The organism is Bradyrhizobium sp. Ash2021 (genome assembly GCF_031202265.1).
GTDB lineage: Bacteria > Pseudomonadota > Alphaproteobacteria > Rhizobiales > Xanthobacteraceae > Bradyrhizobium.
This window is the reverse complement of record NZ_CP100604.1, coordinates 155,342-180,649: the sequence shown is the minus strand read 5'-3', so window position 1 is coordinate 180,649 and position 25,308 is coordinate 155,342. Positions and strand designations below refer to the sequence as shown.

General features: G+C 63.7%; 23 protein-coding genes. 14 read left to right on the top strand and 9 right to left on the bottom strand.

Annotated elements, in window-relative coordinates; translation table 11 throughout:
• Window positions 1-112: 112 nt before the first annotated feature.
• The 6 genes from NL528_RS00850 (at window position 113) to NL528_RS00825 (ending at window position 3,902) form a co-directional block, all read left to right on the top strand.
• The gene (locus NL528_RS00850; protein WP_309180877.1) at window positions 113-691 is read left to right on the top strand and encodes an NAD(P)H-dependent oxidoreductase; all 579 of its coding nucleotides are present in this window, start codon (window positions 113-115) and stop codon (window positions 689-691) included.
• A 6-nt stretch (window positions 692-697) separates the two neighbouring features.
• Window positions 698-1,408, top strand: coding sequence for an orotidine-5'-phosphate decarboxylase (pyrF, locus tag NL528_RS00845; protein WP_309180876.1), 711 nt, complete (start codon window positions 698-700; stop codon window positions 1,406-1,408).
• 30 nt (window positions 1,409-1,438) lie between these two features.
• Complete coding sequence (locus tag NL528_RS00840; protein ID WP_309180875.1) at window positions 1,439-1,741, top strand: DUF1330 domain-containing protein; 303 nt, start codon at window positions 1,439-1,441, stop codon at window positions 1,739-1,741.
• 155 nt (window positions 1,742-1,896) lie between these two features.
• Window positions 1,897-2,712, top strand: a complete 816-nt coding sequence (dapB, locus tag NL528_RS00835; RefSeq protein ID WP_309180874.1) for a 4-hydroxy-tetrahydrodipicolinate reductase — start codon at window positions 1,897-1,899, stop codon at window positions 2,710-2,712.
• A gap of 39 nt (window positions 2,713-2,751) precedes the next feature.
• On the top strand, window positions 2,752-3,375 hold the full coding sequence (locus NL528_RS00830; protein WP_309180873.1) for a 2,3-bisphosphoglycerate-dependent phosphoglycerate mutase: 624 nt from the start codon (window positions 2,752-2,754) through the stop codon (window positions 3,373-3,375).
• On the top strand, window positions 3,372-3,902 hold the full coding sequence (locus NL528_RS00825; RefSeq protein WP_309180872.1) for a GNAT family N-acetyltransferase: 531 nt from the start codon (window positions 3,372-3,374) through the stop codon (window positions 3,900-3,902). Before NL528_RS00830 ends, NL528_RS00825 begins: the two co-directional genes overlap by 4 nt.
• 30 nt (window positions 3,903-3,932) lie before the next feature.
• On the opposite strand, the gene NL528_RS00820 is transcribed toward NL528_RS00825, so the two are convergent.
• A complete protein-coding gene (locus tag NL528_RS00820) occupies window positions 3,933-5,288 on the bottom strand; it encodes a glutamate ligase domain-containing protein (protein ID WP_375143972.1) in 1,356 nt (451 codons plus the stop codon).
• 101 nt (window positions 5,289-5,389) lie between these two features.
• On the opposite strand from NL528_RS00820, the gene NL528_RS00810 reads away from it, so the two are divergent.
• The gene (locus tag NL528_RS00810) at window positions 5,390-6,238 is read left to right on the top strand and encodes an LD-carboxypeptidase (protein ID WP_309180869.1); all 849 of its coding nucleotides are present in this window, start codon (window positions 5,390-5,392) and stop codon (window positions 6,236-6,238) included.
• Window positions 6,239-6,260: 22 nt separating this feature from the next.
• Here the strand turns inward: NL528_RS00810 and NL528_RS00805 are convergent, their stop codons facing one another.
• Window positions 6,261-7,157: a bifunctional helix-turn-helix domain-containing protein/methylated-DNA--[protein]-cysteine S-methyltransferase gene (locus NL528_RS00805; protein WP_309185297.1), complete on the bottom strand. Its 897-nt coding sequence runs from the start codon at window positions 7,155-7,157 to the stop codon at window positions 6,261-6,263.
• A 115-nt stretch (window positions 7,158-7,272) separates the two neighbouring features.
• The gene (locus NL528_RS00800) at window positions 7,273-7,794 is read right to left on the bottom strand and encodes a DUF2244 domain-containing protein (RefSeq protein ID WP_309180868.1); all 522 of its coding nucleotides are present in this window, start codon (window positions 7,792-7,794) and stop codon (window positions 7,273-7,275) included.
• Between the two features lie 22 nt (window positions 7,795-7,816).
• On the opposite strand from NL528_RS00800, the gene nth reads away from it, so the two are divergent.
• The 6 genes from nth (at window position 7,817) to NL528_RS00770 (ending at window position 14,714) form a co-directional block, all read left to right on the top strand.
• Window positions 7,817-8,584 (top strand): endonuclease III, encoded by a 768-nt coding sequence (nth, locus tag NL528_RS00795; RefSeq protein ID WP_309180867.1) that lies wholly within the window; start codon window positions 7,817-7,819, stop codon window positions 8,582-8,584.
• 133 nt (window positions 8,585-8,717) lie between these two features.
• On the top strand, window positions 8,718-9,770 hold the full coding sequence (locus tag NL528_RS00790) for a type III polyketide synthase (RefSeq protein WP_309180866.1): 1,053 nt from the start codon (window positions 8,718-8,720) through the stop codon (window positions 9,768-9,770).
• Window positions 9,767-10,282, top strand: coding sequence for an isoprenylcysteine carboxylmethyltransferase family protein (locus tag NL528_RS00785; protein ID WP_309180865.1), 516 nt, complete (start codon window positions 9,767-9,769; stop codon window positions 10,280-10,282). The genes NL528_RS00790 and NL528_RS00785 overlap by 4 nt, the downstream gene beginning before the upstream one ends.
• Window positions 10,279-11,817 carry a DHA2 family efflux MFS transporter permease subunit gene (locus NL528_RS00780; protein ID WP_375143971.1) on the top strand — a complete coding sequence of 513 codons (1,539 nt, stop codon included), beginning with the start codon at window positions 10,279-10,281 and terminating at the stop codon, window positions 11,815-11,817. The genes NL528_RS00785 and NL528_RS00780 overlap by 4 nt, the downstream gene beginning before the upstream one ends.
• Window positions 11,818-11,947: 130 nt before the next feature.
• The gene (locus NL528_RS00775) at window positions 11,948-13,090 is read left to right on the top strand and encodes an HlyD family secretion protein (protein WP_375143970.1); all 1,143 of its coding nucleotides are present in this window, start codon (window positions 11,948-11,950) and stop codon (window positions 13,088-13,090) included.
• Entirely contained in the window at window positions 13,083-14,714 is a 1,632-nt protein-coding gene (locus tag NL528_RS00770; protein ID WP_309180864.1) for an MFS transporter, read from the top strand. Before NL528_RS00775 ends, NL528_RS00770 begins: the two co-directional genes overlap by 8 nt.
• 174 nt (window positions 14,715-14,888) lie before the next feature.
• Here the strand turns inward: NL528_RS00770 and NL528_RS00765 are convergent, their stop codons facing one another.
• On the bottom strand, window positions 14,889-15,641 hold the full coding sequence (locus NL528_RS00765) for a sulfate transporter family protein (RefSeq protein WP_309180863.1): 753 nt from the start codon (window positions 15,639-15,641) through the stop codon (window positions 14,889-14,891).
• 7 nt (window positions 15,642-15,648) lie between these two features.
• Window positions 15,649-19,086, bottom strand: a complete 3,438-nt coding sequence (locus NL528_RS00760) for an indolepyruvate ferredoxin oxidoreductase family protein (protein ID WP_309180862.1) — start codon at window positions 19,084-19,086, stop codon at window positions 15,649-15,651.
• A 152-nt stretch (window positions 19,087-19,238) separates the two neighbouring features.
• On the opposite strand from NL528_RS00760, the gene NL528_RS00755 reads away from it, so the two are divergent.
• A complete protein-coding gene (locus NL528_RS00755) occupies window positions 19,239-19,694 on the top strand; it encodes an Lrp/AsnC family transcriptional regulator (protein ID WP_309180861.1) in 456 nt (151 codons plus the stop codon).
• 257 nt (window positions 19,695-19,951) lie between these two features.
• Here the strand turns inward: NL528_RS00755 and NL528_RS00750 are convergent, their stop codons facing one another.
• The 4 genes from NL528_RS00750 to NL528_RS00735 form a co-directional block, all read right to left on the bottom strand.
• Entirely contained in the window at window positions 19,952-21,124 is a 1,173-nt protein-coding gene (locus tag NL528_RS00750) for a hypothetical protein (RefSeq protein WP_309180860.1), read from the bottom strand.
• 92 nt (window positions 21,125-21,216) lie between these two features.
• Entirely contained in the window at window positions 21,217-22,629 is a 1,413-nt protein-coding gene (locus tag NL528_RS00745) for an MFS transporter (protein WP_309180859.1), read from the bottom strand.
• Between the two features lie 139 nt (window positions 22,630-22,768).
• Window positions 22,769-23,563, bottom strand: coding sequence for a LysR substrate-binding domain-containing protein (locus tag NL528_RS00740; RefSeq protein WP_309180858.1), 795 nt, complete (start codon window positions 23,561-23,563; stop codon window positions 22,769-22,771).
• Window positions 23,564-23,600: 37 nt separating this feature from the next.
• A complete protein-coding gene (locus tag NL528_RS00735) occupies window positions 23,601-25,274 on the bottom strand; it encodes a transposase family protein (protein ID WP_309179520.1) in 1,674 nt (557 codons plus the stop codon).
• Between the last annotated feature and the right edge of the window lie 34 nt (window positions 25,275-25,308).

Genomic DNA, 25,308 nt, shown 5'->3' with positions numbered 1-25,308 from the left:
TGGGTACCGGTTTTGCGCGTAGAATACGCGCGAAAATTTAGTTAAGAGCATTTTCTGAGAAAATGCTCGCCTGCGCCGTCGCGCAGGGCTCGCCTGAACGCGATTTCTAAATATGTCCGCACTGAAAATCCTCGTGATCCCGGGATCGCTTCGCACCGGCTCGCTCAATGCGCGGCTGGCGGCGGCCATCGCCCATGAACTGGCGCAATCGGGCGCTGAAATCACCCGCATCTCGCTGTCGGATTTTCCGCTGCCGATCTATGACGGCGATCTGCAGGCCAAATCCGGCGTGCCGAAAAACGCGGTCAATCTCAAGCGCATGATCGGCGCCCACCATGGCGTGCTGATCGTGACGCCGGAATATAATTCGTCGGTTCCGGCGCTGGTCAAAAATACCATCGACTGGGTGAGTCGGGTGCAGGATTCAGGCGAGAGCCGCGGCCAGGTATTTCGCGAGCGGGTATTTGCGATCGCGGCCGCCTCGGGTGGCCGGCTCGGCGGCACCCGTGCGCTGGCGGCGCTGCGGCTGATCCTCTCCGCCTGCCATGCGACCGTCATTCCGAGCCAGCTCGCGCTGTCCTTCGCCGATCAGGCCTATGACGAGATGGACCGCCTGAAACTTTCCGCCGATATCGAGGCGCTGAAAGCGCTGGTGCGGCAGCTGATCGAGATTTCCCAACGCATGATGTGAGGTGACATGCAGCCTGCCAAGATCGCTCCGAAAGACCGGTTGATTGTGGCGCTCGACCTGCCCGGCGTAGCCGAGGCGGAAGCGATGATTGCAAGGCTTGGCGACAGCGTGACCTTCTACAAGATCGGCTATCAGCTCGGCTATGCCGGCGGATTACCGCTGGCGCGCCAGCTTTCGGACCGCGGCAAGAAGGTGTTCGTCGACCTCAAGCTGCACGACATCGGCAATACGGTGGCGCGCGGTGTCGAGAGTGTCGCGAAGCTGGGCGCGACCTTCCTCACCGTGCATGCCTATCCGCAGACCATGAAGGCCGCGGTCGAGGCGCGCGCGGGCTCCAGCCTGAAAATTCTCGCCGTCACCGTGCTGACCTCCTACGACGATGGCGATCTCCATGCCGCGGGTTACCGGCTCAACGTCTCCGACCTGGTCGAGGCGCGGGCGCAGCAGGCGCAGGTGCTCGGCGTCGACGGGCTGGTCTGTTCGCCCGAGGAGGCCGCCGCCCTGCGCAAGATCGTCGGTCACCAGATGCATCTGGTGACGCCGGGCATCCGGCCGGCGGGCGCGGCGGTCGGCGATCAGAAGCGCATCATGACGCCGGCGCGGGCGATATCGGCCGGCGCCGATTATCTGGTGGTCGGGCGACCGGTCACCGAAGCCGCCGATCCCAGGCTCGCGGCGGACGCCATTCAGGCGGAAATCGCGCAGGCGCTGGGTTGAACAAGTTGAACAACAAGAAGGACAACGGAAATGGCAAAAGGCTACTGGATTGCACGCGTCGACGTTCACAATGAGGACGGCTACAAGCCTTACGCTGCGGCCAATCCGGCCATCTTCAAGAAATTCGGCGGGCGCTTCGTGGTGCGTGCCGGCAAATTCACCGCCATCGAAGGCGAAAGCCGCTCGCGCAATGTCGTGATCGAATTCCCCGACTACGAGACAGCGCTGGCCTGCTATCGCTCTCCGGAATACCAGCAAAACATCAAGGTGCGGCAGCCGCATTCGAACGCCGACCTCGTCATCATCGAAGGCTATGACGGCCCGCAGCCGTAGCCAAAAAATGCCCACTATCGTGATGCCTGAGAGCGCAGACCAGTTAACGTAGTCTGCGAAAAGCCGACGACTGGCCAGGGCATGACGACGAGTTGACGCCCAATCGGTTGCCGGAGCGGCCCGCTCCCGCTAATAGGGCGTGAAGAGGTAAAACCATGGCAGACATGCGTTTGATCGTTGCGGGGGCCGGCGGCCGGATGGGACGCGCGCTGACCCGCGTCATTACGGAAACACCAGGCGCGGTTCTTGCCGGCGCGCTGGAGGCGCCCGGTTCCGAACTTTTGGGCAAGGATGCCGGCGTCCTCGCCGGCCTGCCCGAAAATGGCGTCAAACTCTCCGCCGATCTGTGGACGATGACGGCCAATGCCGACGGCATTCTGGATTTCACCGTGCCGGGTGCCACCATCGCCAATGTCGCGATCGCCGCCCAGCGCGGCCTCGTCCATGTCATCGGCACCACCGGCCTGTCGTCGTCGGATGACGCCGTGATCAAGAGCGTCACCTCGCGCGCCATCGTGGTGAAGTCGGGCAATATGAGCCTCGGCGTCAATCTGCTGGCGGCGCTGGTCAAGCGCGTGGCGCAATCGCTCGATGCCGATTTCGATATCGAGATTCTGGAGATGCACCACCGGGCCAAGATCGACGCGCCGTCGGGTACCGCCTTGATGCTGGGCGAAGCCGCCGCCGCCGGCCGCAAGATCGCGCTGGCGGAGCATTCGGCGCGCGGCCGCGACGGCCATACCGGCGCGCGGCGGTCGGGCGATATCGGCTTTGCATCGTTGCGCGGCGGCAGCGTCACCGGCGATCACAGCGTGATCTTTGCCGGCGCGATGGAGCGCATCGAACTGACCCACAAGGCCGAGGACCGCACCATGTTCGCGCAAGGCGCCGTCAAGGCCGCATTATGGGCGCAGGGCAAGAAGCCCGGGATGTACTCGATGGCCGACGTGCTTGGGCTCACTGATTTCTAAAGTTTAGCTACCCTTCGAAACGAAAACGGAATCCCTGGAATGAGCGACCGCCTTCTCGTGCTCGTGCGTCATGGCCAGAGCGACTGGAACCTGAAGAATCTCTTCACCGGCTGGAAAGATCCCGATCTCACCGCGCAGGGCATAGCCGAAGCCGAGGAGGCCGGACGCAAATTGAAGGCGCAGGGGCTGACATTCGACGTCGCGTTTACGTCGGTGCTGACGCGCGCCCAGCACACGCTCGATCTGATGCTCACCGAGATCGGCCAGACCGGGCTTCCGACCAAAAAGGACCTCGCGCTCAACGAACGCGATTATGGCGATCTCTCGGGCCTCAACAAGGACGACGCCCGCAAGAAATGGGGCGAGGACCAGGTGCTGATCTGGCGGCGTTCCTACGACGTGCCGCCGCCCGGCGGCGAAAGCCTGAAGGATACGCTGGCGCGGACGCTGCCCTATTACGTGCAGGAGATTCTGCCCGGCGTGCTGCGCGGTGAACGGACGCTGGTCGCCGCCCACGGCAATTCGCTGCGGGCGCTGATCATGGTGCTGGAGAAGCTGACGCCGGAAAACATCTTGAAGCGCGAACTCGCCACCGGCGCGCCGGTGATCTACCGGCTCAACGCCGATTCCACCGTCGCTTCCAAGGTTGATCTGGCGGCGTGAGCGCGGCTGCCGAAATCTCCGTTCTCACCACGCCGATTGCGGATGAAGCACTCGAGCAACTCGCCTCCGTGCTGGTCGACTGCGTCGCGGGCGGCGCCAGCGTCAGCTTCATGGCGCCGTTCTCGCAAGATCAGGCGCTGGCGTTCTTCCGCAGGGTTTCAGGCTCGGTGGCGTCAGGCGACACCGTGCTGCTGGCGGCAAAGCTCGACGGCAAGATCATCGGCACGGTCCAGCTCGGGCTGGACACTCCGCCCAATCAGCCGCACCGCGCCGATGTGAAGAAAATGCTGGTGCATCGCTCCGCGCGCGGCCACGGCATCGGCGCGGCGCTGATGGCGCGGGTGGAAGACGAAGCGCGACATCGCGGCCGCTGGCTTTTGGTGCTCGACACCGTTCCCGGCGATAACGGCTATCGGCTCTATCGGCGCGCCGGCTGGACCGAAAGCGGGATCATCCCGGATTACGCGATGTTTCCGGACGGGAGGTTGTGCGACACCGCGTTGTTCTGGAAGCGGCTGGATCGCTGATTGCCGCAGCGCTTTCAAGCGAGCGCCGCCTTACGGCGCAAGCCGTCGCAGCAGTTCACGCGCGAATATTGAAAGCGAATCGTCGCGGGCTCCCATGACCAGGATGCGATCGCCAGGACGGGCCAACTTGACCAGCCTGTCACCGCAAGCGATCCGATCCGGCAGGGCGAAGGCCTTTCGACCGCGCCGCTCGACTTCGCATACGAGTTCATGGCTGCCAACGCTGCGGTCAACCGTGCCGCCGAAATAGACGGGCTCGGGCATCAGCAGAACGTCGTCACCATGCAGGCCGTTCGCAAAGCAGTCCACCAAAGCGTCTTTCATCAAACGGATCGGGCCGTAGCCATGCGGCTGAAACATCAGCAGCAGGCGGCCGGGAAACGCATGCATGGTTTCGAGCGTGGCCGATATCTTGTCGGGGTTATGGGCAAAATCGTCGATCACCGTCACGCCATTGACAGTGCCCACAACCTCCAGCCGCCGCCTTATGCCGCTGAATTCACCCAGATAGAACGCGGCGTCTGCCAGCGCCACGCCGCATGCCTTCGCGGCGCAGAGCGCGGCGAGCGCGTTGGCAACATTATGCAATCCTGGAACTTGCAGTTTCACCTCGACGGCCTCGCCGGTGTCGCGCGCCTTGATGCGGAAGGCGATGCCGGCCGGTGAGGGGGCCGGCGACAACGCGAGGAGATCGGCCCGCGCATCGGTCAGACTGTAGGTCGTCGCCTGGCCCGGCTTCAAATCGGGCACGAGTGCGGCGGTCTCCGGATTGTCGAGATTCAGCACGACGGTCTCTGCCTTGACGCTGAAGCCCCGGAACAGGCTACGCAGTTCGTCCAGCGATTTATGGTCGAGCGAGATGTTGTTCACGACCGCGATACGCGGCTCAAAAAACGCAATCGAGCCGTCGCTTTCGTCCACTTCGCTCACGAATGTCCCGCCCTCGCCGATCCTGGCGCTGGCGAACGGTGAGTCTGTGGCGGCGAAGTTCTTCATATCGGCGCCGTTCATGATGGTTGGGCTCTTCCCTGCGCGATGCAGGATCCAGCCGATCATGCCGACCGTGGTGGACTTTCCGCTGGTGCCGGCAACACCAACGCCCAAGGCGGCCTCGTTGAAGAGGTCGGCGAGAAGCCTCGCGCGCGTGGTAATGGAGGCGCCGACGCGCCGCGCGGCTTGCACGTCAGGGATCGTTTCCTCGACGGCGGCGGAGGTGACCAGGATCTGACCGGCCCGGCGAACGCCGCTGCCATCCTGCGGATGCAGCGAGACGCCGCGCGCGCGCAGAAAATCGAATCTTTCGGTGTTGCGCCCCTGGTCGAGCGCGCGGTCAGAACCCTCGACCCGATCGCCCCTGGCCTGAATGATCAGAGCGAGGGGGGTCATGCCACTACCGCCGACGCCGCAAAAAAAGTAATCTCCAAGCCGGGACATTGGCGGAATCTACAAGCGTTGCCGGTCAAGTGCAACGCGGGCGGGGCGGCAGGATGAGCAAGGAGAAGTGCCGGATCGGCGTCGTCGCGCCAGCGTCGCGGATGTCTCTGGAGGCCGCCGAGAAAGTGCAGGCGCTGGCGGCATCGCTGTATCCGGACAGGCCGCCGGAGATTTTCTTCCATCCGCAGTGTTTTGCTTCGCACGGGCATTTCGCAGGCGATGACGAAACGCGCGCGCAGGCCTTCCTCGACATCGCCAATGACGAAAGTTTCGACGCGGTGTGGCTCGCACGCGGCGGTTACGGCTCCTGCCGCATTGTGGAGGCGGTGATGTCCGGCTTGACGCCGCCGTCGACGCGAAAGACCTATCTTGGTTATAGCGACGGCGGCACGCTGCTGGCCGCGCTCTATCAGGCCGGCTTCAATTCCGTGGCGCATGGTCCGGTGGTGCAGGACATCGTCCGGGCCGGGGGCGACGCAGCGATCGGACGGGCGCTCGCCTGGATCATCGACCGCGCGCCCGAAGCGTTGGAGCCCGCCGTCCGTCGTTCGGACAAGACGGCGGCATTCAATATGACGATCCTCAGTCACTTGCTCGGCACGCCGCACCAGCCTGACTTCGACGGCCATGTGCTCATGCTGGAGGAGGTGTCGGAGGCGATGTACCGGATCGACCGGTCGCTGTTTCACATCACTGGCAATCCCGGGGTCAGGCGGGCTGCCGGCATCATGCTGGGCCGTTGCAGCGACATCACGCCGAACGATCCGGACTTTGGCATGACCGAAGAGGAAGTCGCCCGCCACTGGTGCCGGAAGTCCGGCATACCCTGGTTGGGCCGTGCCGATATTGGACACGACGCCGGCAACAAGGTCGTGCCGTTCGGACGCGCCCTCGTGAGCTAGCATGCCCGGAGCATTTCCGCCGTTAGTGCAATCCCACCTGTCCGGCTTCCCAGCCCAGCATCGCCTGCTTGCGGGTGATGCCCCAGTGATAGCCGGTCAGCGCGCCGCCTTTGCCGAGGGCGCGATGGCAGGGCACCACGAACGAGACCGGATTGCGTCCGACCGCGGCGCCAACGGCGCGCGAGGCCTTCGGGTTCTGGATATTGTTGGCGATATCCGAATAACAGACCGCGCGGCCCATCGGGATCTTCAGCAGGGTTTCCCAGACCCGGACCTCGAAATCGGTGCCGATCAAGACCACGCGCAGCGGCTGGTCCGGACGCCACAGCTTTGTATCGAAGATGCGCTGGGCAAGACCCGCGGTGCCGTCGCGGTCCTCGACATAGGTTGCATTCGGCCACCGCCGCTTCATGTCGGCGAACGCCGCCGGCTCCTCGCCGGGATCGGCGAAGGCGAGACCCGCAAGCCCGCGGCCGCTCGCGATCACGATCGCGGTGCCGAACGGCGAGGGATGAAAGCCGTAGCGCAAGGTCATGCCGGCGCCGCCGTTCTTCCATTCGCCCGGCGACATCGCCTCATGGGTGACGAATAAATCATGCAATCGGCCCGGACCGGAAAGGCCGGAGTCGAGTGCGGCGTCGAGCACGCTGGCGGAATCGCGCAGCAGGCCCTTGGCGTGGTCGAGCGTCAGCGCCTGCATGAAATCCTTTGGCGTCAGCCCGGCCCAGCGGCGGAACAGATGGTGCAGTTCGTCCGGCGTTACGCTCGCGGCTTCCGCCATCGATTCGATGGTCGGCTGCGCGCGCCAGTGCTCGGAGATGAAGGCGATCGCGCGCCGCACCGAATCATAGTCGCGCAGCGCGGCGTTCAGGGGGCCCGGCTTGGTCAGGCGCTGGTCATTTATGGCGAGTGTCATCATGGGGTCTGATGTAGGACGCATTGGTCGTTCCAACCACCCGATTTCCGATAACGTAGCGTTTTCAAGCGAAGGGGGCACCGGTTCGCGTGAAGAAAACGCGTCAAACAAAAACAGCCTAGGCGACGGGATTATACGTTGGGCCGCGCTTGGCAGCCTGCAGCGCGGTCATTAAGGCCTTGGCAAAACTGGCCTTTTCGTCGGGCCCCAAAAAACTTCCGATCGAGACGCGGCGGCCTCTGGAGACCAGATAAAGCCTTTCGATGCCGAATTCGGCGTGGCTCTTCTGCTCAAACTGCACCCACAGGGGATTGAGCACCCACTCGACGACATGGCCGCGATGGCTGACCCGGCGCACGCGCAATTCCGATGCCGTCACCACGATGTCCTCGGTGGCCTTGGCGCGGCGGAAATTGATCCGGAACGCCCAGTAGATCACCAGCACGTCGAGGCTGAAGAAGCCGAACACCGGCCAGGCGCCCATCATCCAGAACGCCACGCCCGCGACAAAACTGACGACGCTAATGAACGCCATCAGCACCAGAAAGCCGGTGCGGTTGAGCGAACGGTGGGGCGTCAGCCGTGCCGAAAACAGTTTTGGCTCGGGCGGCTCCGGATCAAAGTCGTTGCTAGCGGTCATCACAGGTCAGTATACCCGGATCATGGCCAAAATCATCCGCGCTCAACGCGCCAAAAAAACCATCGTTCGCTCCGCACCGAGGAAGCCGGCGAAAAAGGCGGCGGCGGGATCGTCGCCCAAATCCACAGCGCCCAAAAAATCGCCAAAGCCAAGGCCCTGGACTGCGGCGGAGGTCCACGAGGCCTTCAGCCGTTTTCGCGAGGCTAATCCCGAGCCGAAGGGCGAGCTCGAGCACCTCAACCCCTACACGCTGCTGGTCGCCGTGGTGCTGTCGGCGCAGGCGACTGACGCCGGCGTCAACAAAGCGACGCGCGCGCTGTTTCAAGTCGCCGACACACCGCAAAAAATGCTCGCGCTCGGGGAAGACCAGGTCCGCGACTACATCAAGACCATCGGGCTCTACCGCAACAAGGCCAGGAACGTCATCGCGCTGTCGGAAAAACTGATTGCCGAATTCGGCGGCGAGGTGCCGCGCAGCCGCGCCGAGATCGAAAGCCTACCCGGCGCCGGGCGCAAGACCGCCAATGTCGTGCTCAACATGGCCTATGGCGAACACACCATGGCGGTCGATACCCATGTGTTCCGCGTCGGCAATCGCACCGGTTTGGCGCCGGGCAATACGCCGCTCGAGGTCGAGCTTGGGCTGGAGAAAGTGATCCCGTCCGAGTTCATGTTGCATGCGCATCACTGGCTGATCCTGCACGGCCGCTACACCTGTCTGGCCCGCAAGCCGCGCTGCGAGTTATGCCTGATCAACGATCTCTGCCGCTGGCCGGAAAAGACGGTGTAGCTTTTTCGCGAGCGCCTTCCCTCCGTCTTTCAATTTATAGTGATGCCCCGGCGCGCCCGGCATCGGCGGCCTCTGAAATATTCGCTCCTCGCCGCGGTTCCTATAATGAGGTACCAGAGGCAGGATGAGTGACATGAATGACAAGGCCGCACTGGTTTCGCTTGCGACCTCGGTTCCCCCGCATCTGTTTCATCAGAAACAAATCCTGGAAGCAGCCAGCAAGCTGATGGCGGACCGCTATCCGCAGTTCGAAACCATGTCGAGCCTGTTTGCCAACACCGGAATACGCCATCGCTACGGCGTCAAACCGATGGAATGGTATCTCGAGCGGCGCGGCTGGCCGGAGCGAACGCGGGCGTTTCTCGAAGGCGCGGAGGCGCTGTTCGTCGACGTCGCGCGCAAGGCGCTGGCGCGTGCGGATCTTTCGGCCGGCGATATCGACACTGTCGTCACGGTATGTTCGACCGGCATTGCAACGCCGACGCTGGAAGCGCGGGTTGCGGGCCAACTTGGTTTCCGCAGCGACGTGTCGCGCGTGCCGGTATTCGGTCTCGGATGCGCCGGCGGCGTCTCCGGCCTGTCGATCGCTTCAAGGCTGGCGCAGGCGCGGCCAGGCACCAACGTGCTGTTGGTCGCGCTCGAACTCTGCACCCTTGCGGTGCGCCATGATGAATTGACCAAGGCCAACGTCGTTGCTGCCAGCCTGTTCGGCGATGGCGCAGCCGCCGCCATTCTGCGCGCCGGCGATGGCGGCGCGACCCGGATCGAGGCCGCCGGCGAAAAGCAGTGGCCCGATACGCTCGACATCATGGGATGGAGCGTCGACCCGGAGGGGTTCGGCGTAATCTTTCAGCGCACGATTCCCGATTTCGTCCGGGATAATATCGGGCCGGCCGTCGCGGAAATTCTGTCCCGTATGGAGTTGTCGGCAAACGATATCGATCGCTTCGTTTGTCATCCCGGTGGCACCAAGGTCATTCTCGCGCTTGAACGGGCGCTGTCGCTCGAGCAGGGCACGCTCGACCATGAGCGCGAAGTTATCGCCGACTATGGCAACATGTCGTCGCCCACCGTGCTGTTCGTGCTCGAACGCGCGCGCGCCCACGGCCTGCCGTCGCGGTCGCTGCTGACCGCGCTTGGGCCCGGCTTCACCGCAAGCTGCGTCGCGTTGCGGCACGCGGCGTGAGCCTCGCGGCCGTCATTCTTGCGCTGGTCACGCTGCAGCGGATCGGCGAGCTCGTCTTGTCGCGATACAACACCGGCAGGCTCAAGGCGCGCGGCGCCATCGAGATCGGCGCCAATCACTATCCGCTGGTTGTGGCGGTCCATGCAGCCTGGCTGATCGCGCTGTGGGTCTGGGGCCGCGATCAGGACGTGAATCGGCTGGCGCTTGCGCTGTTCGTCGCGCTGCAGGGCTTTCGCCTATGGATTCTCGCAACGCTCGGGCCGCGATGGACCACGCGCGTCATCGTGCTGCCGGGCGAGCAGCTGGTCGCATCCGGACCCTACCAATATTTTTCGCACCCCAATTATGCCGTCGTCGCCGCCGAGATCGCGTTGCTGCCGCTCGCGCTGCATCTGCCTCTGCTGGCGCTGATCTTCACGGCCTTGAACGCCGCGGTGCTCGTGATCCGGATTCGCGTCGAGGCCCGCGCGCTATCCGCCGTCGACGGTCAACGCGCACGCAGGGCGCTGTGAGTGAGCAGGCGGAGCCTCGAACGGTCGCGCCGGCCGTGGCGACATGGGCCGGCTTCCTGTTGATGTGCCTTGGCATGTTCATGGCCATCCTCGACATCCAGGTGGTCGCGACCTCATTGCCGGCGATCCAGCATGCGCTGGCGATCTCGCCGGACGCCATGAGCTGGATCCAGACCGCCTATCTGATCGCCGAGGTGATCGCGATCCCCTTGACCGGCCTGTTCACGCGCGTGCTGACCTTGCGGTGGCTGTTCGTAACAGCCGTCTCGTTGTTTACCCTGGCGTCGATCGGTTGCGCCTATAGCGGCCATTTTGCCGTGCTGCTGGTGTTCCGGGTGGTGCAGGGATTTTCCGGCGGTGTGTTGATCCCCGCGGTGTTTTCAGCGGTGTTCCTGCTGTTCCCGCCCCGGCTTCACGCCGTCGCCACTACGGTCGGCGGCGTGGTCGCGGTGCTGGCGCCGACCGTTGGACCCGTCGTCGGTGGCTGGATCACGGAAACCTGGTCGTGGCCGTGGCTGTTTCTGATCAACGTCATTCCCGGAATGATCGCAGCCTCGGCGGCACCGTTGCTGCTGCCGCGTCAGCAAACCGATCTGAACGAACTGACAAGACTGGACGGGTTAACGCTGATCCTGCTGGCGGCGGCGCTTGCCAGCCTCGAGATCGGGCTGAAGGAAGCGCCGCACCGTGGCTGGTGGTCGCTGACATGCATCGGCCTGTTGTCGGCAAGCGCCTTCGGTATCGCCCTTTCGGTCCGCCGCAGCTTGCGATCGGCGCATCCGGTCGTGCAACTCCTGACCTTGAAGCGGCGCTCGTTCGCGGCCGGCTGCGCCTTGAGCTTTTGCCTTGGGGTCGGCCTGTTCGGTTCGGTCTATCTGATGCCGGTCTTTCTCGCCTTCGTGCGCGGCCGTGATGCGTTCGAGATCGGCACCATCATGCTCGTCACCGGGGTCGCGCAACTCGTCACCGCGCCGCTCGCCGCGATCCTCGAAAGCCGGATCGGCGCCCGCCTGCTGACGGCTTGTGGCTTCGCTCTGTTCGCGCTGGGACTGGGCCTGAGCGCGTTTCAGCCCCGCACCGCCGATTTCGACGAAATGTTTTTACCGCAGGTGGTGCGCGGCATCGCGATCATGTTCTGCCTATTGCCGCCGACCCGCATTGCGCTCGGTGCGCTCCCGGAAGCGGAGGTGGCGGACGCCAGCGGCCTGTTCAACCTGATGCGGAATTTGGGCGGCGCCATCGGCATCGCTCTGATCGATACCATCCTGTACGGCCGGATCGGAATTTACGCCGAGGATTTTCGCACCCGCCTGCTGGCGGGAGATGTTACGGCCGCGAAGGCGATCGGGCTAAGCGTAGCCGCGTTTGTGAACCGGCCGCCGGGACCGCCGGACGATGCTGCCGTGGCATTCGTCCGGCCGATGGTCGAAAAGGCCTCGCTCGCATTGTGCATCAACGAGGCCTGGGCGATGCTCGCCTGCGTCGCGATCGCCGGACTGCTGTTGGTGCCATTGGCGCGGAACCGGTCGGATTGACCTCGCGGCACCAGCCGCGCGGTATGCCTGATCGACGATCTCTGCCAGTGGCCTCACACGACGGTTTGCGGCATGCATCATGCCTTGATAGCCTCGTCCGGCATTCGGCAGAATGAGTGAGGGGATTGCCTTGAGTCAGCAGGAACAAACCAGCCCGCCGCCCGCAATGAAGATAGCTGCGGCGCCGCCTCCGCCGGCTGCTCCTCCGGCCTCGCCGCCGCCGGCTGCCTTGCGCAATTCCTGGGGCCGTTTCGCGATTCCGCTGTTCGCGGTGCTGGCCGCATTCGGCTTCATCGCGCTGGCGACGCTGCGCTGGGATGCATGGGTCGGTAATGCCACGGTGCAGACCACGAATGACGCCTATGTCCGCGCCGAGATGACCCGGCTGAGCAGCCGGGTCGCCGGCGAAATCCTCACCGTTGCCGCCAACGATTTCCAGCGCGTCAAGGCCGGCGATTTGCTGATTCAGATCGATCCCGCCGACTACCAGGCCCAGGTCGCCCAGGCCGAGGCCAGCGTCGCGGCGGCGCAAGCAGCGCTCGACAATTTGAGCAACCAGGTCGAACTGCAATACGCGACCATCGCGCAGGCCGAAGCCCAGCTTGTATCGGCGGCCGCGCAAGAGGTCGAGGCAAAGCAGGAACAGGAGCGCCAGCAATCGCTGTCGCAGACCGAATCCGGCACAAGGCAAAAATTCGAACAGGCGACCGCGGCCTACGCCAAGGCGCAGGCCGATGTTCGCGCCAGCCGGGCCGTGATCGCCGCGCAGCGTCACCAGATGGAAGTGCTGGCCGGAACCAAGAAGCAGCGCGCCGCCGACGTGCTGGGCGCGCAGGCCGCCCTTGCCTCGGCGCGGCTCAAGCTCGGCTATACCAAAATCGTCGCGCCGTTCGACGGCGTCGTCGGCGAGCGCCAGGTCCAGCCGGGCGATTACGTCAATATCGGCAGCAACCTCATCAATGTCGTGCCGCTGCCCAATGTCTATGTGATGGCCAACTATAAGGAAACCCAGCTCACGCGGGTCAAGCCCGGCCAACCCGTCGACATCACGGTCGACAGTTTTCCGAACGAGAAGCTGCATGGCCGCGTCGAGCGGGTCTCGCCCGCCAGCGGCTCGCAATTCGCGCTGCTGCCGCCCGATAACGCCACCGGCAATTTCACCAAGGTGGTCCAGCGCGTTCCGGTCCGGATCGAACTCGACAAGAACCAGCCGTTGCTGGAGCGCCTGCTGCCGGGAATGTCGGTCGTGACCAACATTCAGACCGATGACTGACACGATCGCAGCCGACCAGGCGCTCGGGCCGGTCTCGCGCGGTGGCGTCGCGCGCCACCCGCTGTTCGCGGTCGCCGCCGTGCTGCTCGGCTCTTTTCTGGCCAATTTCGACAGCCGGCTGACATCGGTCGGATTGCCGGATCTGCGCGGCGCCTTTTCGTTGGGGTTCGACGAGGGCGCCTGGCTCAGCACCGCATCGATCGGTTCGCAGATCTTCATCGCGCCGGCCGTTGCCTGGCTCGCCACCGTATTCGGCCTGCGCCGCGTGCTTGGCATTCCAAGCCTTGCCTATGCCCTGGTCTCGCTGACAATCCCGTTCGTCCACGACTACACCACGCTGATCGTGCTCAGCATCGTGCACGGCATGTTGCTGGGGACGTTCGTGCCCGCGACGTTGATGATCGTGTTCCGCAATTTGCCGATCCGGTGGTGGCTGCCGGCGATCTCGATCTATTCCATCCGGGTCGGCTTCGCGCTCGACAGCGGCACCTCGCTGGTCGGCTTTTACGTCGACCATTGGGGCTGGGAGTGGCTGTACTGGCAGGGCGTGGCGATCGCGCCGCTGATGGGCTTGATGGTCTATCTCGGTACGCCGGCCGAACCGGTCAACCGCAATCTGCTGCGCGATGCCGACTGGGGCGGCATGCTGCTGCTCGGCACCTCGGTCTCGATGATCTATGCCGGTCTCGATCAGGGCAATCGGCTGGACTGGCTGGAATCCGGCACGGTCATGGCGCTGCTGCTCGGCGGCGGCGTGCTGTTTGTCCTGTTCCTGATCAACGAGGCGTTGGTTCCCGAGCCCTGGGCCCACGTCAACGTGCTGTTCTCGCGCAATGTCGGGCTCTCGCTGGTCATCATCCTGCTCTACACCCTCACCAGCCTGTCCAATTCATCGCTGGTGCCGAATTTTCTCAGCGTGGTCGGTCAGCTCAGGCCCGAACAGACCGGCGTGTTGTTGCTGACATACGGCGCGCTGCCGATGTTCGTGCTGGTGCCGGTATCGATCTTTCTGCTGCGGCATTTCGATCCCCGCACCGTGCTCGTAGTCGGGCTCTCGGCTTTCGCCACGGCCAATTTGCTGGGCACGCAACTCAGCCACGACTGGGCGCGCGGCGATTTCGTCACCATCGTCGTTTTGCTCTCGATCGGACAGGCGTTCACCTTGCTGCCGATCATCATCCTCGCTGTGTCCAATTCCGATCCGGCGCGCGCGACGTCGTTTGCCGCCTATATCCAGATCATGCGGCTCGGCGGGGCCGAGATCGGCGTGGCGCTGATGGGAACCTGGCTGCGCGTGCGCGAGCAGATCCACTCCAATTATCTCGGACAGCACATTGAAAACGGCAGCGTCGATGTGACCCGCATGCTCAAGCAGCTCTCGGATTTCTTTGCCAGCCACGGCGCCGGAACAGCGCCGGCACGGGCGATGGGAACGCTTTCGGCCCAGGTGGCACGCGAGGCGAATACGCTGGCCTATATCGACGGCTTCTGGCTGTGTTTCTGGCTGGCGATGGTCGCGCTGTTGCTCACGGCGTTGATCACCCGGGCGCCGCCGGGTCCATTCACGCCGGCGCCGTTCGGTTTTGCCAAGGGTGTGCTGCGGAAGTGCGGCGTGGCTGTTTGATGAGTCCGGGTTGGCATGGAGTCGCCTGCTTCTCCCTCGCCCCGCTCTTGCGGGGAGAGGGTTGGGGTGAGGGGCTCTATCCGCGAGGTCGGTGCTAGTTGAAAGACCCGTACCCCCTCACCCGGATCGCTTCGCGATCCGACCTCTCCCCGCAAGCGGGGCGAGGTGACAAGATCAACGCGCGGAAACTTCCCGCCGCCGCGCCTGCTCGATCAGTTCCGGCCGCGGGCCGCTCAATCGCTTGTGCATGTGAACCATGAAGGCCATGCCGAACAACGGCGTCGCCAGATTGACGATCGGGATCGATACGAAGGCTGCGATGATCAGGCCTGCGGTGAAGACGATGGCGGCGTTTTCCTTGCGCATCGCCTTGGCTTCCGCCGGCGAGCGGAACCGCATTGCCGCGAGCTCGAAATATTCACGCCCCAACAGCCACGCGGTCGCGATGAAAAACGCGATGAAGCCGGCGCCCGCGACGAACACGAAGGGCAGCGCGATCAGATAGACCAGGATGGTCAGCAGCGCGGTCTTGGCGCCTTCCGGGATCGCGACGCCGAGCGGCAGCGCGGTGCCGGGAAGCTCCGCCGGATAATGTTCGCGCTCGACATGATCGGCGACGTCGTCGACGAACACGCTGGCGACCAGCGAGGTGATTGCGGGCATCAGGAAGATGCCGCCGAGCACGACACCGAGGCCGGCGGCGATCGAGATGATCCAGGCGAGGACATTGAGTGTTGCGTGGAAGCCGGGGCCCAGCATGGCCTCGGCCCAGGTTTCGCCATTCTCCGCAAGCCAGCTCAACAACCGCTGCAATCCGACCGCCAGCACCGTGACCAGCACCAGCGCCAGCCCGATCGAGCGCCACAGAATGGTGCGCATCGGCGGCGACAGGATTTGCGATAGCGCCTTGACGGCGGCGTCCAACATGGCGGTCTCATCCTTTGTTGCGAAGGTTTGTGATCTTCGCCTTCACCTTTTCGACGGCCGCCTGCTTGACCGGTCCGTATCCCCGAATTTCCATCGGTAACGACGCGATTTCGGCCAGCGAACCGGCAGTCCCCGCATGTAGAAGGGGAAGCAGCTCCGTCAAGAGGGCTTCGTACCACGCGATCAAATTTCGTTCCATCCGGCGTTCGTGGGTGTAGCCGAACGGGTCCAGCGGCGTGCCGCGCAAAATCTTCAGACGCGCCAGCATCCGGAAAGCGGGCTCGATCCATGAACCGAATTGCCGCTTCAACGGCCGGCCCCGCGAATCCCTGCCCGCGGACAGGAAGGGCGGCGCCAGATGATATTTGATGGTGAAGTCGCCTTCGAACTCGCGCCGCAGTTTGTCCTGGAGCCCGGTCTGCGTATGCAAGCGCGCCACCTCGTACTCGTCCTTGTAGGCCATGAGCTTGAACAATGCGCGGGCCACCGCTGATGTGAGCAACTCCGATCCGGCTGCCCGATCGCGCTCGGTGGCACGAACGCGGTCCACGGTGGCGCGATAGCGCGCGGCATATTCTGCGTTTTGGTAAGATGTCAGGAAATCGACGCGGCGCGCGATGATCTGATCCAACGTCTCCTCGGGCTGCGTTTGTCCCAATAGCTGCGCGGTGAAATGTTCATCGGCCACGGCAAGGCGGCCGCACGCAAGTGCCCGCTTGTTCTGTTCGACGGCAACGCCGTTGAGCTCGATCGCCCGCATCAACGCTTCCATCGAGACCGGAACCAGGCCCTGCTGCCAGCCGGCGCCGAGCATGATCACATTGGCGAAAACGGTGTTGCCGAACAAAGCGTCCGAAATCCGGTTGGCGTCGAAACTCCTGATATTTTGCGATCCAATGATGCGCGTGATGCTGTGCAGCCGCATCGGTCCGGCCAGGCTAGCATCCGGATTCCGCACGATGTCGCCGGTCGGCATCTCAGCCATATTGATGACGGCGCGCATCGCCGGACGGTAGGTCGCCGTTGCCTTGGATGAAGAGCTGACGACGATGTCGCAGCCGATCAGCGCGTCGGCGGCGCCGCGATCGATGCGGACCTGATTGATGTCGGAAGGTTCCGCCGAGAGCCGGATGAAACTCATGACCGGGCCGAATTTTTGCGCAAAGCCGGTGAAGTCGAGCACCGACGCGCCCTTGCCCTCGAGATGTGCCGCCATCGTCACCAGCGCGCCGACCGTGATGACGCCGGTGCCGCCGACGCCGGTGACGAGCAGGTTGAAAGGCGTGGTGATCTCGGGACGTTCGGGTTCCGGCAGCGACTTCGCCCGGGCCAGCACGTCGATTTCAAGACCCTGCTTCTTGCGCCGCGTAGCGCCTTCGACCGTGACAAAACTCGGGCAGAAGCCGTTGAGGCAGGAAAAGTCCTTGTTGCACGAGGACAGGTTGATCTGGCGCTTGCGGCCGAACGGGGTTTCCTTCGGCTCGACGCTGAGGCAGTTGGATTCGACCGAACAGTCGCCGCATCCCTCGCAGACGAGATCGTTGATGTAGGCGAATTTCGGCGGGTCGGCCAATTGGCCGCGCTTGCGCCGGCGGCGTTTTTCGGTGGCGCATTCCTGCTCATAGATCAGGACGCTGACGCCGGGAATCTCGCGCAGCTCGCGTTGAACCGCGTCGAGCTCTCCGCGCGAATGGAAGGTGACATCGGCGGGAAAATCCCGCACATTGAATTTCTCGGGCTCGTCGGAAACAAACGCGATCCGCGCGACGCCGTTGGCGCGGACTTCGTGGGCGATGCTGTGGACGCTGATGGGGCCATCGACCGGCTGACCGCCGGTCATGGCGACGGCGTCGTTGAACAGAATCTTGTAGGTGATGTTGGCCTTGGCGGCGACCGCCTGGCGGATCGCCATCGATCCCGAATGATAATAGGTGCCTTCGCCGAGATTTTGGAACACGTGATCGCGGCCGGTAAACAGCGAGGAGGCCGCCCAGTTCACGCCTTCGCCGCCCATCTGGATCAGCGACGTGGTCTCGCGATCCATCCAGCTCGCCATGAAATGGCAGCCGATGCCGGCCAGCGCGTGCGAGCCTTCGGGCACTTTGGTTGACGTATTGTGCGGACAGCCGGAACAGAAATAGGGCGTGCGGTTCGCGCCGGATATCTCGACGATGCCGGTGCTTTGTGGCGCAAGCCTTGCGGCGCGGGACTGCAGGTCGAGGCCCGGAAAAATCGCGTCCAGACGCCGCGCCACGATCGGCGCCAGCAGGCGCGGCGACAATTCACCTACCCACGGCACCAATGGTGCGTTGTTCTCGTCGGTCTTGCCAACCATCCATTCCGGCTTGTGGCCGGGATAATCGTAGAAATATTCCTTGAACTGGCTCTCGATGATGCCGCGCTTCTCCTCGATCACGAGGATTTCGCGTTTCTCGCGCACGAATTCCAGTGCGTCGTGGTGCGCCAGCGGCCAGACCATGCCGACCTTGTAGATATCGATGCCGAGCCGCCGGCATTCGCCCTCGTCGAGACCGATGAGCCGCAACGCTTCGATCAGATCGAGGTGCGCCTTGCCGGTTGTGACGATGCCGTAGGTCGCATCGGGGATGTCATAGATTTTGCGGTCGATCGGATTTGCCGCGGCGAAGGCCAGCACCGCGTTCTTCTTGGCTTCGAGGCGGTGCTCGATCTGCGGACCGGGAAGATCCGGCCAGCGGTAATGCAAACCGCCCGGCGGCATATCGTAGTCCGGCCGGACGAAGCGACGCCGGACGGGAAGATCGACCGAGGCGCAGGATTCCACGGTTTCCGAAATGGCCTTGAAGCCGACCCACATTCCGGAAAACCGGCTCAGCGCATAACCATATTCGCCGAAGGCAAGATATTCGCTGACGCTGGCCGGATTGAGCGTCGGGATGAACCACGCCATGAAGGCGACATCGGACTGGTGCGGCATCGACGACGAGACGCAACCATGGTCGTCGCCGGCGACGACGAGGACACCGCCGTGCGGCGAGGAGCCGTAGGCGTTGCCGTGTTTCAGCGCGTCGCCGGAGCGATCGACCCCGGGGCCCTTGCCGTACCAGAGGCCGAATACGCCATCGACTTCGCGCTTCGGGTTGGTCTCGACCTGCTGCGATCCCAAGACTGCTGTCGCCGCGAGGTCTTCGTTGACGGCGGGGAGAAATTCGATGCGGCGATCGGCTAAGAATTTTTTGGCGCGCCAAAGCTCCATGTCGACGCCGCCAAGCGGCGAACCGCGATAGCCCGAAACGAAACCGGCGCTGTTGATCCCGTCAGCGATGTCGCGGTCGCGCTGATCGAGCAGGATGCGCACCAGCGCCTGGGTGCCCGTAAGGAACACCCGGCCGCTTTGTCTGACGTAGCGGTCCTCGAGCGAATAATGGTCCAGGTTCGGCTGCGGCGCGTCTGATATGTCCAGCATGTCCGTCGTCCTGATGAGGAGGTCGACGGAAGTATCTGCTAATTCACGGACAGGATTTTCCAGATTTCCCGGGAAATACTGGGATTTAGGTATAAATGTTCGGTAATTGGCTATATTCTGGATGAATTATCCAGATCAGGGAAGGCCGGGAAATGATCGACCCGCTTGATGGGCGGCTGTTGCAGCAACTCCAGCACGACAACCGGCAGAGCAATCAGCAACTGGCAGACAGCGTCGGCATGTCCTCGTCCGCCTGCTGGCGCCGCGTCGCTTCGCTGGAAGCGGCGGGCGTTATCGCGCGGTATACGGCGCTGGTGGATCGCGAGAAGGCCGGATTTTCGATGTCGGCCATCCTGCATGTCTCGCTCGACCGCCATGACGAGAGATTCGTCTCCGAATTCGTCGTGCGCGTTCGCAAGCGGCCGGAGGTCCTCGAATGCTTTGCGACCACCGGCGACGCCGACTATCACCTGCGGGTCGTCGTCAGCGACATGGCGGCCTACAACCGCTTTCTCGATGACTTCATGTTCAAGATCCCCGGCATCCGTCACGTGCGGACGAATGTGATCCTGAAAGAGATCAAATACGACGTCGCGCTGCCGTTCTGACGCAGCAGTGAAGCTGAAGGCTATAGCGTGATGGCTTTTGTTTGAGTCGGCACCGGTGGTCGTTCACCTCGCCCCGCCTGCGGGGAGAGGTCGGATCGCATCGAAGATGCGATCCGGGTGAGGGGGACTCTCAGCACACTCACATCTAACGAATTTGCTGCGAAAGCCCCTCACCCCAACCCTCTCCCCGCAAGAGCGGGGCGAGGGAGAACAACCTGAACGCATCACGCCCTAGCTCGGTCTCGCAGCTTTCCGACCTACGGCTCCGCCACGATGCTGGCCCAGCAGGTGATGGCGCTGCACACCGAGCTCCACCGCCCATAACCCTTGTAGATGGTGGCGGCGACCTGCGCCTGCTGCCGCAGCGTCCCTTCGGCCTTGATCTGCGGGTCGGAGACATTGCGGATCGCGAGCCAGCGCGGCGCGCTCTTGCCCATGTCCTTTGCCACCAGTCCCAGAATGGCGTCGCCCATTTCGGAAACGTCGCCGAGCCCCTGCAGTTTGTAGTGGTTGTCCGAGGTATCGAAGCCGAACAGGTCGGTGGTCACGACCGAGGATTTCAAATCCGCCGGCGCCACCTTGATGATCTTGGGTGGCCGCGTGTTGTCCTTCGGCAGCTGTGCGGAATTGGCCTTGAACAGCCCTTTTGCCACGGCAAATTTCGAGGATTTGGCGGGCGAGCTGGTGTAGTGCGCCTGCGCAAAAGGCTTCCTCTTGAACTTCGAGGTGCAATCGAAGCGGACCACGGGGCTGACCACGACGTCGCCGACCTCGACCAGCTTGCCGATGCCGCCCGCGGTCCCGGTGGTGATCACGAGCTTCGGCCTCACTTCCTCGATGATCTGGCGCCAGACGTCGATGTTCGGCAGTTGCGGGCCGTCCTGCGACATATGGGAGTCCGACTTGAAGACCACGACCGATTTCTTGCCGATCGCCGTCGTCCAATAGGCGCCGAGCCGCTTGGCCTGCAGCGCCGGTGCGCCTTTGCGGAATTTCTTCGAAAGGGTCGCGAAATTGTGCGTGTAGGAAACATAGTCGTTGCGGGAATCCTTGCCGGGGGTCAGCACGCGGCTCAGCGCGTGACCCTCGTCGACGGTCCATGTCACCACCAGCACGTCGGCCTTCGGCAGCGGGCCGCTGCCCGTGCCTTTTGGCTTCGGTCCGGTCTGCGGCGCCAATCCCTTCGGCCACGGTATGTCGGTGAAGCGCGACAGTCCGGTCGCGGTGCTGAAGGCGACGAACTCGCGGCCTTCGGGCGCCTCCGAATCGAAGTCGATTATTTCGCGCTGGAAATCTTCCGGAGCGACCTTGGCGGAGCGCTTGACGGCGGATGCCGCCACCGTCTTGACGGTGAAGGCCGCGGCGGGCGGGGGCGTCGAGATCGGATCGAAGCCAAGATTTCTCTCAACCCATTTGCGATCGGCTATCATGGCGCACTCCTCGGTCCCCAAGGTTGCCCGCGCGCAGCCTATCGCGGGTCGCGGCCGCGCGCAACCTTAGATCGAATGTCAGGAGCGCGCGATCAGGCGTCGAGCGGCTTGCCGCGGACGTTCGGACCGAAGGTCGCGATCGCGATGATCACCAGGACCATGGCCGAGGTAATCAGGCCGAACACGCCGTTGACGCCGCCGACGCGCAGCATGTAGGCGACGATGAAGCCGGAGAACATCGCGCTGACCCGGCTCATCGAATAGACAAGGCCCGACGCCCGGGCGCGGATCGCGGTCGGAAACACTTCGGTCTGATAGGCGTGATAGGCGTAGGACATCGTCATGTTCGCCGCCGTCAGCAGCACCCCGCTCAGGATCAACAGCGCCGGCACCGTGAATTGCGAAAACGCCGCACCGAACGCGATGATCGCCACGCAGGCGCCGCAGATGATCCATTTGCGCTCGAGCCGGTCGGCAAAGCTTGCGGCCAGCAAGGGCGCGATCGGATAGGCGAACGCGACGATGAAGGAATATTCCAGGCTTTTTGTCACCGTGATGCCCTTTTCGACCAGCAGCGTCGGCACCCAATTGGCAAAGCCGTAGAAGCCAAAGGCCTGGCAGAAGTTGAACACCATGAACAGCACGACCAGCGACAAATAGGGCGGCCGGAACAACTCCGCAAAGCCGACTGTCGCGGGCGCGCGTGCCGGCGACTTGTTCGTGAGTGTTTTTGGGCGCGCGGCGGCAGGGCCCGCGGAGGCTTCGAGCCTGGCCAGGATCTTCAACGCTTCTTCGGTCCGGCCGTGGCGCGCGAGCCAGAGCGGGCTTTCCGGCACATACAGCCGCAACACCCAGATCACCATGCTGCCGGCGGCGCCGATCAGCACCACCCAGCGCCAGCCGTCGACGCCGTAGGGCTGCAGCGGCACCAGCCACCACGACAGGAACGCGACCAGGGGAACCGCGATGAACATCACGCATTGATTGACGGCAAAGGCGCGGCCGCGCATCCAGCTCGGCACCAGTTCGGTGATATAGGCGTCGATGGTGATGATCTCGACGCCGATGCCGATCCCGGCGATGAATCGCCACAGCAACAGGCCTTCGGACGACGTCTGGCACGCCATGATCACCGACGCCGCGCTGTAGCCGAGCAGCGCGAAGGTGAAGATCGCCCGCCGCCCGAACCGGTCGGCGAGAAAGCCCAGGAAGAAGGTGCCGACGAACAGGCCGGCAAAGGTCGCGGCCACGAAGGCGCCGATCCCCGAGAAACCGAAGAAGGCCTGCGTCGTGGTCGTCAGCAGGCCGCTGCGGTTGAGGCCGGGCGCGATATAGCCGGTGAAGAAAAGGTCATAGATTTCGAAGCAGCCGCCGAGCGACAGCAGGATCACCAGCCGCCAGACATAGGACGAGGCCGGCAGGCTCTCGAGCCGCCGCGATATCTCGTCCGCCCCGCCGGATGTGGCCGCGACATCGCTTGCCGCGCCGATTTCGATTGCGCTCATGAATTCCTCCCCGAAACACCCGATCAGCCGTCCTTCTTCGCGAGGACGTGCCAGCTGGAGCCATGTTTGGCGCTTACGAGCCAGAAATCCAGAAGAACATATCGAACAAAGCGTTCGATATCTTCGATAGCGTAGCAATTTAGATCAGCAGCGTCGCCTCCCAGGCGCCGCGCCCGACCTGCTCGGCGATCAGCGCCAGCATCAGCCGCCGCATTTCCTCCATCACATATGTCATGGGCCGGTTGCGCAGCCGGCACAGATAGAGCGTGCGCGTCAAAGTGGGTTCGATCACCTCGCGGGCGATCAGCGTTCCCCCGTGAAGCTGTTCCCGGGCAAACAGTTTTGTCGCGATCCCGCAGCCCAATCCTGCCTGCAACGCGCCGGTCATACCGCTGATCGAGTTGAGATGCAGGATCGCATTGGCCTCGAGCCGCTTCAGCAGCACGGGATCGTCGAGCAAGGCGCGGGAGGAAAGCCCGTGGCGCAGCAGGATCAGCGGCAGCCGCGTCAGCTCCTCGAAGAGGATCGGCGCCTTGCTCTTGCCGATCAGTTTTGCGGTGCCGACGCAAAACATCTGCTCTTCCAGCACCGGCTCGGCGATCAGGTCCTTTTCCGAGGGCGGATTGTAGACCAGCGCGAGATCGACCTCGGAGGCCATCAAATGCAGCAAGGTCGCACCCGACAGGCTCTCGGTCAGCGACAGTTTGAGATCAGGATATTTCGCCAGCACGGTCCGCATCAGGGGGATGCCGATCGCCTTGACGCCGGAATTGGCCATGCCGATCGAGATATCGCCGGCGATCACGCTGCCGCCCGCCTTGATCTCGCGTTCGGCCGCCGCCATCGCGCGCAGGATGATGCGGGCGTGCTCGTAGAGCCGCTCGCCCGCGGCGGTCGGTTCCATGCCGCGCGGCTTGCGCTCGAACAAGGGCATTGCGAACTCGGCTTCGAGGTTGGATATGCGTATTGCCTCATCTGAGGATGTTACTTTCGCTTGACGGATGTAGCTCCGACTGTCGGCCGGGCCGAGGTTGCGTCGTTGCTCGCAGGATCGGAGGGACTGGGGACGTCGCGGAGTGCCCATCACACGCAGCGCCGGCCCCAGTCCCGGGATCACCAATGGTGGCCGGTGCCGTACCCCCGGCCATGCGCGGGATGATCACCTCGGCTGCGTTGCGTCTGAGTGATCGCAACAAGCGCTGCACGATGGTGTGCTGCGGCGGCCCGAATTGTTCGGGGGAGTGTTCGGCGAGACGACCGAGGATGGCCAGCGCGGTCAGACGAGGTTCGGCCGCCAGCCAGCGCTCGATGTCGGCGAGGTGCGGATCGAGCATCGATGGCATTTTCATGCGCTTTTTGTATGGCTTGTGCATGCGCCGATGGATGATGCGCTGCTCCCCCAGATGCACATCATTGCCGAGCCCCTTCGCGAACGCTGCCGCGTTCGTTGCCGGAGCCGGTGGGCTGGCTGCTGCCGCGAGCTTGCCCGCTCGGGCGCCGACGCGCGTGCCGAGCTCCGTCTGGGCGTCCCTCATCTCGGCCAGCAGGGCCACGGGATCGAGCGTGCGATAAAGCTCTCGAAGACGCCGTTTGACGCCTTTGCTCAACTTCGGATGCGCCAGTGCGCGCGCATAGGGCGTGGCCGGAACATGATAGCGCTTGATCACTTTCGCGCCCTCGCGTCGCTTGTCCTTCAGTTTGAAGGACGGCTGGAAGAAGTTGGTGTGCAGCCGCGATGCGGCATACAAGCGTTCCAGCACGCGTGTCGTCTCGACGCCATCGAAGCGACCGTATCCCACCAGTCGCCGGACGACCGCGCCATTCTTCTGCTCGACGAACGCCTGATCATTCTTCTTGTAGGCGCGCGAGCGTGTCACCTCGATCTTTTGCATGCGACACCAGGGCACGACGACATCGTTCATAAACGCGCTGTCGTTGTCGAAGTCGGCGCCACGAATGAGCCAGGGAAACAGGTTCTGTGCGCACTCCATGGCTCGCACGACGAGGCCGCTCTCGCGCGTCACCAACGGCATGCATTCGGTCCAACCGGTCGCGACGTCGACCATCGTCAACGTCTGAATGAACGAGCCAGCTACAGATGTGCCGCCATGAGCCACCATGTCGACCTCGCAGAACCCCGGCGGCGGATCGTGCCAGTCGTTGAACGTCCGGATCGGAACTTCACGCCGTACCGCCGAATAAAAGCCGACCCGCCGGCGCTTACCGCCGGCTGCGGCAATTTTGGTCTCGACCAGCAGGCGATCAATCGTGGCTGCGCTGACGCCGAGCACCAGCGCTCGATCGGCATGGTCGAGCTTGAGCCGGCCATGCCGCTCCAGCGAAGGCAGCAACGTCGGAATCATTACCCTGAGCCGCTTGCCGCAGATCCGATCCGAGGCCTCCCACAGCGCCACCAGCGCATCCCTGATAGGGGCGCCATAGGTCGGCCTTCGCTGCCGCCGGGCCTCCGGCGAAATTGCGACATGGATGGCAAGCGCCCGAACCGCGTGCTTGCGATGCCAGCCCGTCACCGCGCAAAGCTCGTCGAGAATGCGCCCCTTATCTGCCCGCCCCGCAGATCGATAGCGGTCTACCACCGCCGCCGTGATCTCGCGCCGCGCACCCATGCTGATCCGTCCTGCCATCGGCGACACCGATCCGATTCGGTATCGCCGCCCT